This is a genomic window from Tateyamaria armeniaca (assembly GCF_045797845.1).
Taxonomy (GTDB): domain Bacteria; phylum Pseudomonadota; class Alphaproteobacteria; order Rhodobacterales; family Rhodobacteraceae; genus Tateyamaria; species Tateyamaria armeniaca.
This window is the reverse complement of sequence record NZ_JBHDIY010000002.1, coordinates 2,493,964-2,508,084: the sequence shown is the minus strand read 5'-3', so window position 1 is coordinate 2,508,084 and position 14,121 is coordinate 2,493,964. Positions and strand designations below refer to the sequence as shown.

10 protein-coding genes are annotated in these 14,121 nt (G+C 60.6%); 5 read left to right on the top strand and 5 right to left on the bottom strand.

The window, feature by feature from the left end; all coding sequences use genetic code 11:
• Nucleotides 1-24: 24 nt before the first annotated feature.
• Genes ACERZ8_RS12655 through ACERZ8_RS12640 form a run of 4 tightly spaced genes read right to left on the bottom strand, consistent with a single transcriptional unit; the run spans nt 25 to nt 6,387 of the window.
• Nucleotides 25-768 (bottom strand): substrate-binding periplasmic protein, encoded by a 744-nt coding sequence (locus ACERZ8_RS12655; protein WP_407592541.1) that lies wholly within the window; start codon nt 766-768, stop codon nt 25-27.
• A 43-nt stretch (nt 769-811) separates the two neighbouring features.
• The gene (locus tag ACERZ8_RS12650; protein WP_407592540.1) at nt 812-1,804 is read right to left on the bottom strand and encodes a nucleoside hydrolase; all 993 of its coding nucleotides are present in this window, start codon (nt 1,802-1,804) and stop codon (nt 812-814) included.
• A 27-nt stretch (nt 1,805-1,831) separates the two neighbouring features.
• The gene (locus ACERZ8_RS12645; protein ID WP_407592539.1) at nt 1,832-2,896 is read right to left on the bottom strand and encodes a molybdopterin cofactor-binding domain-containing protein; all 1,065 of its coding nucleotides are present in this window, start codon (nt 2,894-2,896) and stop codon (nt 1,832-1,834) included.
• Nucleotides 2,782-6,387, bottom strand: a complete 3,606-nt coding sequence (locus ACERZ8_RS12640) for a molybdopterin cofactor-binding domain-containing protein (protein WP_407592538.1) — start codon at nt 6,385-6,387, stop codon at nt 2,782-2,784. The genes ACERZ8_RS12645 and ACERZ8_RS12640 overlap by 115 nt, the downstream gene beginning before the upstream one ends.
• Before the next feature lie 250 nt (nt 6,388-6,637).
• Here ACERZ8_RS12640 and araD point away from each other — a divergent pair, with 250 nt between their 5' ends.
• Nucleotides 6,638-8,368, top strand: coding sequence for an L-arabinonate dehydratase (araD, locus tag ACERZ8_RS12635; RefSeq protein ID WP_407592537.1), 1,731 nt, complete (start codon nt 6,638-6,640; stop codon nt 8,366-8,368).
• Nucleotides 8,369-8,374: 6 nt separating this feature from the next.
• Here the strand turns inward: araD and ACERZ8_RS12630 are convergent, their stop codons facing one another.
• Complete coding sequence (locus ACERZ8_RS12630) at nt 8,375-10,054, bottom strand: adenylate/guanylate cyclase domain-containing protein (RefSeq protein ID WP_407592536.1); 1,680 nt, start codon at nt 10,052-10,054, stop codon at nt 8,375-8,377.
• A 205-nt stretch (nt 10,055-10,259) separates the two neighbouring features.
• Between ACERZ8_RS12630 and ACERZ8_RS12625 the strand changes: the two genes are divergently transcribed.
• The 4 genes from ACERZ8_RS12625 to ACERZ8_RS12610 all read left to right on the top strand — a co-directional run bounded on the left by ACERZ8_RS12625 (nt 10,260) and on the right by ACERZ8_RS12610 (nt 14,102).
• Entirely contained in the window at nt 10,260-11,162 is a 903-nt protein-coding gene (locus ACERZ8_RS12625) for a peptidoglycan-binding protein (protein WP_407592535.1), read from the top strand.
• A 164-nt stretch (nt 11,163-11,326) separates the two neighbouring features.
• Nucleotides 11,327-13,087 carry a toll/interleukin-1 receptor domain-containing protein gene (locus ACERZ8_RS12620; RefSeq protein WP_407592534.1) on the top strand — a complete coding sequence of 587 codons (1,761 nt, stop codon included), beginning with the start codon at nt 11,327-11,329 and terminating at the stop codon, nt 13,085-13,087.
• Complete coding sequence (locus ACERZ8_RS12615; RefSeq protein ID WP_407592533.1) at nt 13,084-13,323, top strand: hypothetical protein; 240 nt, start codon at nt 13,084-13,086, stop codon at nt 13,321-13,323. Before ACERZ8_RS12620 ends, ACERZ8_RS12615 begins: the two co-directional genes overlap by 4 nt.
• Nucleotides 13,305-14,102, top strand: a complete 798-nt coding sequence (locus ACERZ8_RS12610; protein WP_407592532.1) for an nSTAND1 domain-containing NTPase — start codon at nt 13,305-13,307, stop codon at nt 14,100-14,102. Before ACERZ8_RS12615 ends, ACERZ8_RS12610 begins: the two co-directional genes overlap by 19 nt.
• Nucleotides 14,103-14,121 lie beyond the last annotated feature (19 nt).

Genomic DNA, 14,121 nt, shown 5'->3' with positions numbered 1-14,121 from the left:
TCAGAACCGGTGCGCGTGCCATGATTATTCAAGATATGCATCGACAAGTTCATCATACCGCCCCGTTTCTTTGAGGTGCGAAAGACCTGCGTTGAAATCGTCCCGAATGTCTGCATCCCGGAAAACCGGCTGCACGCGCAACGGGGGTTGGAATTCGCTCATCGTCATGGCGGGCAACGCCTCGCCACTGTCTTTGGCCCATGCGCGGGCGTGGTAGTTGAAAATGTTGCGATCAGCGACGACCACATCGACCAGACCGCTGGCAAGGGCGCGCACCTGTTCGGACTGATCGGACGTTTGCGAATACCGCCCCTCATCACGCACCCGCGTCAACCAATCAGGAAAGAACATCCATGCATTCTGAAATGCCATCACCTTCAAGCCGTCAAGGTCCGATGGCGACGTCAATTCCAGATCGCGTTCGGTCAGCGTGATGAGGACATCAAAAAATTCAACCGATACGTCCGCGTAATGGGCATCCGGCCCTTCCAGCGTGCGCCCCGGATCTTTCGAGGCGGCATCGACCAGACCCTGCTTGAACTGTCGTTCAACCCGCGCGGCGGGCACGAAGCTGGGCACAAGCACATGCCCGCGATGGGCCAGTGCCTCGCGCACGATATCAACCTCAAGGCCGGTGCCGGTGTCGCTGAACGCGTATGGCGGCGTTGAATCCCCGAATGTCATTGTGATCTCTGCCGCGTGGGCAACCCCTATGGCCAACCCAAGGGCAGCAACAGACCCCAATACGGTTCTGAGTGCTGTGCGCATCACGCGTCCCTTCCCGCTTTCATATGAACCTGACCCTTACATATCATGGTTGGGGATACTCTCCCATTGCTGGAGCGCGTAGGCGCGGACTGCGTCCGCCGTTTCGTGCTGCTGGGCCACATTGATGGTGCGACCGCCGCCGGTGGTGGCGGGCATCAGGCGCCCCTCGTTTGCCCCATAGGCGGATCTCGACCCAGACATCGGCCTGCGTGTAGTCATAGAAGGTCACACCGGCTGAGTTTTCCGTATTCATCAGACCGATGGTGGTGACCACATCCCAAAGCGACGCGCCGCCCTGAGGGACCACCGCCGCATAGGCGTTGGCGAGAAAATCAACGACCTGATGACCCGCGCGGGCTGACGGATTCAGGCTGCCCCGTATCCAATCCGCACTGTTGGGATAAGCATTGGTGACGTTCAGCGGGAACTGGTAAATCTCGGCTGGTTTGCAATTGTCGTAAACCTCCTGCACCGCCGGAGGATCAAAGAAGACATTCCATTCCGAATGCATCGGCGCACCGGGCACGATCCCTGGATCGATATTGCCCATCTCGGGGTCCAGCACACCGCCCATCCAGAACATCGACTTCACCTTGTGCCACAGGTTCAACTTGCCCGCGACTTGCGCAAAGGGCGTCAGTCCGCCAAGGTTCAGGACCACCAATTCGCCGTCACTCGCCTCTTGCATGATATTGGCCAGCAACTCGTCGCCATCCCGAGGTGTCTGCCCTTCGAGCCCCGCAATTTCAGGCAAGGCCGGCAGGGTGTTCAGGATCAGGGGGAACTGGCGATAGGCCCATGGAAACCCGTTGATGGCGCGCGCCGCACTCAACCCCACCGGAACATGGGCCTGGCCGCACATGTTCAGAATGCGTTTGGTGCAGAAATAGGCAGGCACACCCAGCGTGTCCCCGTTGATGACCACAACACCCTTGATGTCATAGCGCGCCTGAAAATCAGCGCCGCACAGCAATGCAATCGAGGCGAATTCATCCACCGACCCGTCATGGGTCACAAGCAAAGGCGTTTTGGTCATATCTCGTCTCCGGAAATGGATTGCGGCTTATGTGCCGATGGAAAACTGGTCACGGGTCGGATTACAGGCCATGAAGAGGCGTGGCACGGTGGCCGGGGCCGGAATGTCGGCCCAGTCGGTGATCCCAGCGTCTTTGCGTGCGGCCATGACCGCGGCGTGCAGGGCGTAAAAGGCCGAGTTGGCCAGAACCAAACCAAACTCGCTTGCCCCTTTGGAGGCCTTGACGCCGGAATCCGCAGGTGCGGGCCCGGTTTCGTTCATGCCCGTGGCGTTGGTGCCATCGTTGTTGACGATGCTGACGCGGAAATCTTCGGGAATCGAATTGATCGTCGGGGGCTTGTAGGCCCACGTGCCATAGGTCAGCAGCGCACCTGTCTCGAACCCTTCGATGGGGGCCTGATCTGCCGTTTGCCACAGCATCTCTTCGGTGGTGAGGTACCCGAGGCCCTGAATGAATGCGCCCTCGATCTGGCCGACATCCAAAAGCGGGTTCAGCGATTTGCCGATGTCGCCGCGAATGTCGGCGCGCACAAAGTTCCACTCGCCGGTCAGTACATCGAGTTCGACCTCGGAAATCGCCGCCGAATAGAGGTGGTACAGGAACGGGTTGCCAATGGGATGGCGCCCATCCACCGCCGTATAGTCTGGAACCGCATAACGCGCGCTGCACGCGAGATTGATGCGATTCTGGAAGGCAAGGTTGACGATCATATCCCAGCAGTCCTCCCAGCGCGTGCGCCAGTTGTTCACCACCGCCTCGACCATGTCCTTGTAACCCGCCTCGGCCGGGGTGCGGTTGTGCTGGATGTCGCGGTAGCTGAACTGCTCCAGATTGCGGCAGAAATCCTCAAGCCGGGCGCGCAGGTCGCGACAGGCCAGTTCCACCGCTCCCCCATTGAGGTCAGAGGCCGTCGAGGCGGCGGTGGGCGAGGCGTCAGCGACCACTTCGGTCGTGGTCGATCCCATCTGGATCTTGGTCAGCGGAATGCCCAGCGTGCGCGCCGCGATCTGCGCCATCTGGGTTTGCAGCCCCTGCCCCAGTTCGACACCACCGTGCCGGACAAGAACCGAGCCGTCGTCCGAGTAAGCCACGACATAGGCCCCCCCTGATTGAGCGCGCCGCGTGGCCCTGTAAACGCATTGCCGTATTTCAGCGGCATCGAGAATATGCCACGCTTTTTCCACCGATTGGCGGCGTTGAAATCCTCGACCGCCTTGACCCGTTCGGCGTATTCCGGCGCACGCACCAGTTCCTGATAGGTCATGTCGATGTTGAACTTGTCGAGGGCCTGCATATAGGGTGTGAACCCGTGCGCCTGTGTGCAGAAATCCAGCATCAGCATCAGTTGCGCGGGTGTGGCGGTGATCACCTCTGCGATGGCGGCACGAAACTCTGTTTCACTGGGATAGGTCTGATGCACCATGTCCGACAATGCGTCCAATTGCGCGGGTTCAAAGATGTCCATGGTTGTGAGGGCTTCGAGCGCCTGCGCGCTCACCTCGAACGGTCCGGCAACCGCACGGCCGCGCCCATACATGTTCTGCGCGCGGATCGTTTCGACCGACAGGCCCGTTTCATGGGCGACGCGCGCAATGATCCCCTCGATGATGTTCATGCATTGGATGATGCCGAACCCACGATAAGCAGTGGATGAAATCTTGTTTGTACGGAACACGTTACCGGTCGTGCGCCATGTCGGAATGTCATAGATATTCTCCGCCAGCAGTTGCACAAAATCCATCACGTTGAACGAGATGTCGTAGGTGCAGCCGCCGTCGGACTTGAAATCCACCTCCATCCCCAGAATGCGGCCATCGGGGTTCACAGCGACACGGTAATCGGCGTGGAAAGGATGCCGATTGCCCTGCATGATCATGTTGGTGTTGCGATCAAGGGCAAGGCGCACGGGCCGGTTCAGCGCCGCCGCCGCCACTGCCGCCGCCGTCGAGGTAAAGGCGGTGCGCATCTGCTTGCCGCCAAAACCACCGCCCACACGGGTCAGCTTGACCGCCACCTTGTTGGCCGACACGCCCAGCGCGTGGGCCGCACTGTATTGGTTGTCGGCAAGGTTCTGGGTGGAGGCAAACAGCGTCATCGCCCCGTGTTCGCCAGGTATGGCCAGCGTCGTCTGGGTTTCGAGGTAAAAGTGGTTTTGCGCACCCGTACTGTGCGTGCCCGTGATGGTGGTGCATCCGGGCATCGGGCGTTCGGGCGCGTCCAGCCAATCGCGATCACTGCCGGGCCGCGTGATGGACTGGATATGGCTCAGTGTCGGGCTTGTGGCCGGGTCGTCGGGAAACACCTTGTCCTGCGCCATCGCGTCCTCAAGGCTGAGGATCGCGTCACCTTCTGGGATTTCGGCCACATGGTTGAACCGGATGTAGGCGGCAAGCTGGCGGGCCGTTTGCGCGTCCTTGGCAAAGACCATTGCCAGAGGCGCACCGGACGAGGTGAAGAAAGTCGGCTGGAACGTCGCCTGTTCTGCGGCAGCGGTCGTGACCGATGCGGGAATGTCGGCACCTTCCCGGGGCACAAAGATGGGTTCGTCAAAGCCCATACCGGCCCAGTTGCCTTCTTTGTTGGGCACGTCGTCATAGGTCACCATGCCCAAAAGCTGGTCAAAACCCTGCGCCTGCATATCGGCGACCACCTGTTGTGGTGTCGCCTTGACCCCATCGGACGTTTTGAAATGAAAGCGGCCCAGCGCATTGCGCGAATAGACATAGGCCCCCTCCCACGCCGCACTCGGGGCCTCAAGGGTCTGGGTGTACTCCGCCTCGCCGGTCGTCTGCATGAAGGCTGACAACTTGACCAGCGGGGCCGACAGCGGCAGTTCCTCAGGGTAGTCGTTGTAGCTTTGCTGCCCGCCCGAAACGCCGCGCGCAATCGGTCCTGCGGCACTCTGGTTTGACTGCGCCACCTCGACCGCCGCCTGATCCGCGATCTCGACAAAGGATTTGAAGAACAACGCCCGCGCAAGCGACTTGCGGTAGTCCCATGGCACGGCTTCGACTGGGGGCATGTCGGCAGGCACGACGCGGTCCAGTTCATCCTCCAGCGCGGCGAGACCGGCCTGCAAGGCGTCGTCATCCCACGCTTTGCCGATCAGCGCCTCTTCCACTGCTTCCATCCGCACGGCCTGAAAGGCCGGGTTGCCACCAAAGCTGCGCAGGACACGGTCGGCGACCTCGGGAAAAAGACCGTTAAAGACGAGGGAAGCGTCTGTCACCTGCCCGCCGGTCATTTTGACCGATAGCGCCGCGTTGACGATGGCGTGGGCATTGTCGGGACGCGCGCGGACCTTATGGCTGGAAAAGTACCAATCCGGGCCGATGCCAGTTGTGGGCGCAAAACGGAGGTAGACCACGAAATCATCCGCTTCGGCGTCTTGCCGGGGCAGGTCCAGAATGTCGATCTCATGCGGTTCGCCGCCTGCGCTGACCGTGACGGTGGCGCGCAATGCGGCAAGCAGCAGGATCACATCCGAAGGAAAGCCGTAATTGACAGCCATCGCGATGTTGCCGCCGACAGTCGCCACCGCGCGCACCTGAAGGTTTGCCACCACGTGCAGATGCCGCAACATGCCTTCATAGGCGCGCACATGCCCTTCGGGGGCGGCGGCAATTTGCTGTTCCAGCATGTCAATCAGTTGGGCCAGCGTGACCCCTGCCCCGATGTCGAGCGTGTTGACGCCATCGATTTCCGTGGCGCATGGGGTCACACCCTGCAACGCGGCCACGCGTGATATGTCAACAAGGTTGGGCGGGCTGATCGCCTCTTCGCCATAGATCGCGACCGTCTTGTAGATGCCGATGCTTGTATTGCCCGACACCAGCCGCCGCCCGCCCGGATAAGGTGCAGGGTCTGACAGAATGCCAAACAGCGTGTCCTGATCTGTCACGCGCGCATAGCTGTGTTGCCCGTTTTCATAGAGTGCAAAGTTCGGCGTCTGCATGTAGCCTGCGAAACTCTCGGGCGGCGGCGGGGCGGCATCGAACAGTTTGACGGCGGGTTGCCAGCCTTTGGCGACCTCGATGTCCTGCGGGTTGGCGGGGGGAACGTAGTCGTCGGCAAAGGTCTTGAACCCGTCCAGAATGGGGCGGTAGCCAGTGCAGCGGCAGATATGCCCGTCGAAATTCTGTTCGATCTCGGCCTCACTCAGCCCGTCGGCCGCGTTCTGCAGCAGCGTATACATGTTCATCACGAACCCGGCCGAGCAGTAGCCGCATTGCGACCCGTTGTGGGCGGCAAGCTGATACTGAACCTTGTCCAGTCCGTCGCGGGTGGAACCGATGCCTTCGGTCGTGGTGATCATCGCGCCATCAAGCGAAGCCAACGGCCGCACGCAGGAATTGATGGCCCGTTTGACAAAGCGGCCCGCCTGTTCATCCCAGGACGTTTCCATGACCGTGCAGGCCCCGCATCCAGCCTCGCCACAAACCAGCTTGGGGCCTTTCAAACCGACCTCTGGCGTGTGCAGGTAGTCGATCAGCAGGTCATGGGGTGAGACATCTTTGAGCGTCACGTGGGCACCGTTCAGTATGAATTGCACAGGCGTGTCATCCCCTGAACCCGTCGTCATATCGTCCCGGCGCACCATGTTTTCCCCCAAAAACAGTATACAGCCCAAAGTGGTACAGGTCCGTCAGAATATTGCAATAAATCAATTGGATCAGCGCAGAGCAAAGATCAGGCCGCCCAATCGTACAACTTCAGGTGCCAGTTTTCACGTCATCCCAAGCCGGGCGAGAGCAATGGACCCCTTGTCCACGGCAATGCTAGGTTCCACTGTCAGCCAAGATCACGACCAAAAACCGGAGCCCTAGCCCCCCATGCCCAAAGATCCCAAAGACCTGCGTTCCGCCCGATGGTTCGCGCCCGACGATTTACGCTCCATGGGCCACCGCAGCCGGGCGATGCAAATGGGCTGGTCGGGCGAGGATTGGGAGGGCAAACCGGTGATCGCGATCATCAACACGTGGTCCGATCTTTCCCCCTGCCATCACCACCTGCGCGACCGCGCCGAATGGGTCAAACGCGGCATATTGCAGGCCGGAGGCACGCCTGCCGAGCTGCCTGTGCACGACTTTGCCGAACAGTTCCTGAAACCCACATCCATGCTCTACCGCAATCTTGGCGCGATCGAAGTCGAAGAGACGTTGCGCAGCCACCCTGTCGACGGCGTCGTGCTGATGGGGGGCTGTGACAAATCCACGCCCGCGCTGGTGATGGGGGCCGTATCGATGGGCCTGCCAATGATCTTTTTGCCTGCCGGGGCCATGCTGCGGGGCAACTATGCGGGGCAAAAGCTCGGCTCAGGCACGGATGTCTGGAAGTACTGGGATGAACGGCGGGCGGGCAACATTGGCGCCGCGGAATGGGAAGGGGTGCAGGGCGGCATCGCGCGCTCCTATGGCACCTGCATGACGATGGGCACGGCCTCTACCATGATGTCGATTGCCGAAGGGTTCGGGCTGACACTGCCGGGTGCCTCGTCCATCCCTGCTCCGGACGCCAGTCACAAGCGTATGGCCGCCACCTGCGGGCGGCGCATCGTGGACATGGTGTGGGACGATCTGACACCCGACAGGATCATCACCCCCGCCGCCACCCGCAACGCCGTGACGGTTGCAATGGCCACGGGCTGTTCGACCAACGCCATCATCCATCTGATCGCAATGGCCCGGCGCGCAGGCGTCCCGCTGACCCTGGACGACATAGACGCCATCGGCCGCACAACGCCCGTGATCGCCAATATCCGCCCTTCTGGCGACACGTATCTGATGGAGGATTTTTTCTATGCAGGCGGTCTGCCCGCATTGATGAAGGAGCTTGGCGACAAACTGGATCTGTCCGTGACGACGGTCACGGGCCAGACCCTTGGCGATGACATCGCACCGGCCAAGAACTTTAACGCGGACGTGATCCGCCCCCTGTCCAACCCCGTCTACAGCGAAGGGTCGCTTGCCGTGCTGCGCGGCAACCTTGCGCCCGATGGGGCGGTGATCAAACCCGCCGCGATGGATCCGAAATTCCAGACCCACAAGGGGCCTGCCATCGTCGCCGACAGCTATGATGCGCTCAAAGAGATCATCAACGACGAAGACTATCCCATGACCCCGGACAGCGTTCTGGTGCTGCGCAACGCCGGGCCGCAGGGCGGACCCGGAATGCCGGAATGGGGGATGATCCCGATGCCTAAAGCGCTTTTGAAACTGGGTCTGCGGGACATGGTGCGCCTGTCGGATGCGCGGATGTCGGGCACGTCCTATGGGGCCTGCATCCTGCACGTGGCCCCCGAGGCGTTCATCGGCGGCCCGCTTGCCCTGATCGAAACCGGTGACATCATCGAAGTGGACGTGCCGAACCGGTCGCTGAACGTCCAACTGAGCGAGGCAGAACTGGACCAGCGCCGCGCGGCCTGGGTCGCCCCCGCCCCGCGTTACCAGCGCGGATATGGGTGGATGTTTGCGCGCCACATTCAGCAGGCGGACAAGGGCTGTGACTTTAACTATCTCGAAACGGGTTTTGGCGCACCGGTGCCCGAGCCGGACATCCACTAGGTCACGTTATTCAGGCATTCCGGCCAGACGCAGCCCGTCCAAATAACGGTTGCCGGAATCGTGATCGGCAAACAGGTTGCGCGCCCGGATCGCACGGATGGAATCCTGCGGATCCGCGGCCAGGGCGGCCCGCAGCGCGCCTTGTGCGGCGGCGTCTTCATCCAAATGGGCGTGGGCGGCGGCCAGTATGCGGTGCAGCGTGGCGTAATCCGCACTTGTCTCTAGCCCGTCGCGGGCATGGGAAATGGCCCCTTTGTCATCACCTGTCTGCAGCAGCGAAAAGGCCAGACCGCCCTTGATCGCCAGCGCCCACGGGCTTTGCTTGCCGAATGTCCACGCTTTGCTGAAGCATTCAACCGCCGTGCGGTGATCGCCGATCCAGACATAGGCCCAACCGCTCATGGTCAGTGTGACGTAGTCAGATGCGGACTGGCGCAGCGCCTTGTCGATGATTTTGCGCATGGCGACCGGATCGCGCGCCTCTGCATAGGCGGTCACGCCAAGGGCAAGGTGCAGGTGGGCATGGTCCGGGGCCAATGGGGCGGCCGCCGCGCACCATTTGGGGATCGAGCGTGCATGGGGCGCGGTGACGGCATCAAACCCCATGACCGCAGCGGAAAGGTAAGACACAAGGGCCAGCGCATAGGCCGGGGCAGATTGCGCATCCTTTTCGATGGCCGCACTTGAATAGGTCAGGGCATCCGCAAAGGCATCCGGGTCCAGATGATCGAGCGCCAGTTGCCCGCGCAATTCACACTGGTTGGCGCTCATCTCCTCCAGGCTCAGCTTGTCCAGAACACGGCGTTCGGCGTCAAACGTGGCTGCCAGAACGTGCGAGACCATCGTTTCGGCAGAACTGTCCTGCCAGTCAAACGCATCCTCCATTTCCCCGTCAATCTTGGTTGCCCACAACTCGGTCCCGTTCGGCCCGACAAAACGGACCTCAAGACGCAAGCGCGCACCGCTGGCGCGCAATCGCGAAGTGAGGGTATAGGCCTGATCGTGACTGGCGCCCGAGGTGACGGACAGCCAATGTGTCGCGCCAAGATAGGTCAGCACGTCGCCTGTCAGGGCATCGGCCAGCTCGATCACTTCGGTGCGCGCATCCGAGGTCTGGACGGGCTGGATGACAACGTGGGGGCGGTCGGCCTTGGCGGTTCCGCCATAAGATGCCTCCGGTGAACTGCCGCCCGTCCAGACGCGCACCGGTTTGGCAATGTTCTTCAGCAACCGCTCACCCGCATCATCAAATGACGGACGCAATGTGCCATCCAGGCTGCCAAACACCGCATCCGAAATGGCGATCGTCCCGGGTTTGGCGAACTCTTCGAGGCGGGCGGCGACGTTCACACCGTCGCCGAACACGTCTTCTTCATCCTCGATCACGTCACCCAGATGCACACCAAGGCGCAGCAGCATTCTGGGGTCCTGGTGGCTGGGGTCGGTGGCCAGCAACTCCTGTATCTGCAAGGCACAGGTCGCCGCATCTGCTGCCGCCGAAAACAGGACGATCCAACCATCTCCCATGCTTTTGACGACACGGCCACTGCGTGAGGCGACGGCGGGGCGAAAAATCTCGGAGCGGAGGCGTTTGAGGGCGCTGAGCGTCGCCTCCGTATTGTGGCCCATCAATTCGGAATAGCCCGCCACATCCGCGACAAGGACCGCAGCCAGACTGCGTTGCATTTCGTTCCCCCGGTGCCAAATTTGATTTGGCCACATTTCCCAGTGGCAGAGTGACCATATTTGCCCCACGGCGCAAGTTGTAACGCTGGAGCGAGGGGGTAATTCGGACAAGTCCCGCACCGCAGCAAATAGAACGACCATACGTTGCCATATGGCAGGGCCGTCCGTACTGTCCGCGCGACAGATCAACAAGGGGTGGGCGGATATGGCACAGCTTGACTGGGCAAAAATTCAACGCCGGTTGAAGGAACTTGGCTTTGCGCCCGGCCCCGTTGACGGGATCAGGGGGGCGAAAACAATCGCCGCCATTCGCGCGTTTCAGAAAAAGTACCGCCTTGTCGCGGACGGCATCGTCGGCAACAAGACCTATCGCGCCTTGTTCGGCAAAAGCCCCGCCTCGGCGCAATCGGTGATGACGGCGGCGCATCTTGTGGCCATCGCCTACCAGCTAGATCCGCGCAAAGAGACCGACGGGGACACCAGGCTTGATCGCGAATTTGGCCTCCACGTCACTAAACGCTGCACCGTCAAGGGCGTCGAAGCCTATATGCTGAACAACGAAACCTTGCTGATCCCGGGCAGCAACTCGCTGGCGGACTACCTGCGCTTCAATCTGCGGATCTGGGCGTTGGGCACACGCAGGCTGACCTTTCGCGAAGAAGCCAAAAAGCAAAAGGTCGACAAGCGCACCAAGCTGGGGTTCTCGCGCACGATATGGCACCAGGGGTTTCTGAGACACGCCAACAAAATCCACCATTGGGTCGGTAAAAATCCACGTGATTGGCCAAAGGTGATCGTGGGTCATTCGCTGGGCGCGGCTGCAGCGCAGATTTTGTCCAAGACATGGGCCGCACCTGCCATCGGCTTTGCCGCCCCACGCCCGCGCAAGTCGCACGGGAAAATCGCTCTGGACGGTTTGTCGCTGTCGATTTGCCGGGATGACGATATCGTCTGCTATCTGCCGAGCAGTTTTCACCGCACCGGACAGTCCATGACGCTACGCCACGCATCGCCAAAATCAGGGCTGAACCACGACATGGATGCCTATATCGATGCGCTGAACAACCGCAAACCGGGGCTTGGCATCCCGCAGATCTGGGATCCGTAAAACCAAATCGCCTCAAAGGCGACCAACACGGTACCAGACGGAGATGAATTCGCGGCGCCTGACACGAATGAAGCCTGGGCTCCTGCACTTGGGGCTGTGCAAAACAAAAAATCTTCGTTAACCTTCTGCCTAAGGTTGAAATATTTTTTGGACCGATCCGCATTATGGCCGAAGATTTTTACGACGTATTCCTGTCGCATAATTCCAGAGACAAACCCGCAGCGCGCGCACTTTGTACGGCGCTGACCGCCAAGGGCTGTTCGGTTTTCTTTGACGACCGGGACATGGACAATGACCGCATCGCAGGTTCTGAAATCGACGAAGCCTTTGACAAGACACTGGTTTTTGCCGGGTGTTGGGGGCCTGCGGGGGTTGGGCGCTACCAGACGTTCGAGCTGGACATGGGGTTCAACTTTGCCATCGATCCCAAGTTTTCGCTGATCACAGTGATCCTGCCCGGCGCCACCCCGGCCGATCCGGGCGCGCGGTTTCGCAGCTTTCCCCCCATCATCTTCAACCACCTCGAAGACACGGCACCGATTGGCAAGATACTCAGGGTAGTGGACCGGGTGCGCAGTGATCGCAACCTGCCGCCACGCGATACAGGCGATGGCACAGCCCCCAATGCGCAGCCCGCGCGCAAGTCACGCCAGAACCGCCACGACGCTGCCGCAACCGCAGAAGACCCCTATCACGGCATCCCCGAACAGTTGCGCCGCGATGTGCGCCAGTTTGGCCTCAACTTTCTGGTGGGCCCCCTGACTGGAATGGAAGTGCCATCAGGCGAGGATTACGGCGAAGAGGAAAACCTGCGTTTTCCGGAATCCGGCGAACCAAGCCCGTGGGAAGTCGCGCATCTGATCAAGGAAAAAGGTGACTTTCTGCCGGATGATGATGACGATTCCGGCATTTTGCCCCTGGAACTGGTGGCAAGCTGGCTGTCCATGGGCAAGGGGGATTCCCGCCTTGTGCAGTCGCGCCTGAAAACCATCCTGAACAGCAGGCGCAAGCGCAACAACGGGTTTTATGACCAGTTTGCCCGCGTCCTGCGGCTGCTGCTTGAAACCGCCGAGACGACACGACGGCGACGCACCCCTGCCCCGATGATCTTTACGACCAACTTTGGCACCAACCTTGAATGGCACATGATGTATCATGGCGTGCCCTTCACGCGGGTGACCGTCAAATTGCCCGACTGTCTGGTCATTCAAAGCGTTGGATCACAGGTGCAGGGCGACACGATTATTCTGAGCGACTATTTCGACGAAGGCAGTCAGCCACTGATCCTGCCCCGCGACCGCGAAGATGCAGAAGAACAGGCGCTGAACTTCCTGGCCGATGCCCTGCCCGAAACAACAAGCCGACATGCAACAACATCGCGCCAAAGTTTTCGCGGCTCCGGCGACGATTACACCCATCCCACGACTGCCCGCGACCTTAGCTTTGACGATATGGAAGGCTGTATTCTGTTCAAATACCACGGGTCCATCGATGTCGATGACAGCTGTGTGGTGAACAATGAACAGCTGTTCGAACTGACCCGGATCGAGGATCTGGTGCCATCCGCCGTCGAAGAACGGTTGAAAATCGCGCCATCCGTTGTGTTTGGCACATCCTTTCTGCTGACCGAAGTCCAACAGGCCGCCGAAGCCGTCTGGCGCGTTCCGTTCCGCGCAACCCGCATCAACCGCTACGTGGTCCCGCGCGACCGCGAGGGCCTAACCAAACGCGTGCGCGATGGCTGGTTGCTGCAAATGGAAGAGGCGATGCGCGAAAACCTCAAGCATCACGCCAGCACATTGAACCTGATCGAAGTAAAACCGGGCCAAGAGGCCTTCCTGCATGCGCTGGAAAAGGAAATTGATCCCGGCGGCACCTCTCCGGCAGGACCCGGCGGCAACCAGGTCATGGCGCGGACCGCGTGATGGAACCCCGGTCGTCCGAAGCCGACACGCAACCGCCATCATCCGGCGATCGTATGCACGGGCTGCGGACACCCCCAAAAGGTTACGGCACGCTCGCCGACAAGTTTCCGCTGGAATACACCCGCGCGACGGTGGGCGAAGAACCCTACAAAGGCACCGACAGTTACCAGTTCGAGGACTCGCCGCTTTTTTCGGACGTGTGCGTGAAGAGCGCGAAATGGCATCGCTGTTCCTAAAGGGTCAGTTGTGCATTCTGCATGCCCAGTCCGGCGCGGGCAAAACCTCGCTGCTGAACGCCCGCGTGATCCCGCGGATCGAGGAAACCGGCATCCACACCGTGCGTCTGACGCCACAAAGCGACCCACTTGAAGCCGTGCGCGTCGCCTCGATCCTGCAACTGATCCCGCCGCCCGAATGCGAAGCGGACGCCATCGCGGCCATGCTGGAATTCGCACCTGACCTTGCCGATCAACCGCTCGAAGCGGTGCTGGACCGCTTTGATGCCATCGAAAGCGAGAACCCCGCCCGGCGCAACCTGCTGGCCGCGTTCGAGATCAGCAAACTGTGGTTTGACCCCTACCGCTTTCGCGGCGGGCGCACGACGCCGTTCTTTTGCAAGCTGCTGGCCGGAACAATGGATATTCGGGCCTATTGGCGCCATTTCCACATGTTCTTTTCCTTCGACGAGATCGGGCAAAGCATTGAGGGCGACCTGTGGAAAGGGGCCACGCTCAAGGAAATCCACACCCTCATGGCCTCGCCCCATGCGCGGGCGGCGCACCGCGAATGGATCGACACGCTCGACCTTCCCGAATTCGGTTTTGTGCAGTTTTTTAAACACTTCTGGGAAAAATGGGCGGATCATCAGGCAGGCTACGCGCTGTGCCTTGTCATTGATCAGTTCGAACAGATTTTCACGCTTTACACCGATGATGCACAACCCGGCGTGGCCGAAGAGGACAAGCCCGACTGGCGTCTGCGGCCCAGTTTTTTGACGAGCTGCGCCGCCTGCTGAAACCGCACGGGCCGCACGA

What these genes read in the sequence shown, in the direction of transcription:
- ACERZ8_RS12625 (WP_407592535.1), top strand. Translation starts at nt 10,260, where the DNA reads ATGGCACAGCTTGACTGGGCAAAAATTCAACGCCGGTTGAAGGAACTT.
- ACERZ8_RS12655 (WP_407592541.1), bottom strand. Translation starts at nt 768, where the DNA reads ATGCGCACAGCACTCAGAACCGTATTGGGGTCTGTTGCTGCCCTTGGG.
- ACERZ8_RS12650 (WP_407592540.1), bottom strand. Translation starts at nt 1,804, where the DNA reads ATGACCAAAACGCCTTTGCTTGTGACCCATGACGGGTCGGTGGATGAA.
- ACERZ8_RS12620 (WP_407592534.1), top strand. Translation starts at nt 11,327, where the DNA reads ATGGCCGAAGATTTTTACGACGTATTCCTGTCGCATAATTCCAGAGAC.
- ACERZ8_RS12610 (WP_407592532.1), top strand. Translation starts at nt 13,305, where the DNA reads ATGGCATCGCTGTTCCTAAAGGGTCAGTTGTGCATTCTGCATGCCCAG.
- araD (WP_407592537.1), top strand. Translation starts at nt 6,638, where the DNA reads ATGCCCAAAGATCCCAAAGACCTGCGTTCCGCCCGATGGTTCGCGCCC.
- ACERZ8_RS12630 (WP_407592536.1), bottom strand. Translation starts at nt 10,054, where the DNA reads ATGCAACGCAGTCTGGCTGCGGTCCTTGTCGCGGATGTGGCGGGCTAT.
- ACERZ8_RS12640 (WP_407592538.1), bottom strand. Translation starts at nt 6,387, where the DNA reads ATGACGACGGGTTCAGGGGATGACACGCCTGTGCAATTCATACTGAAC.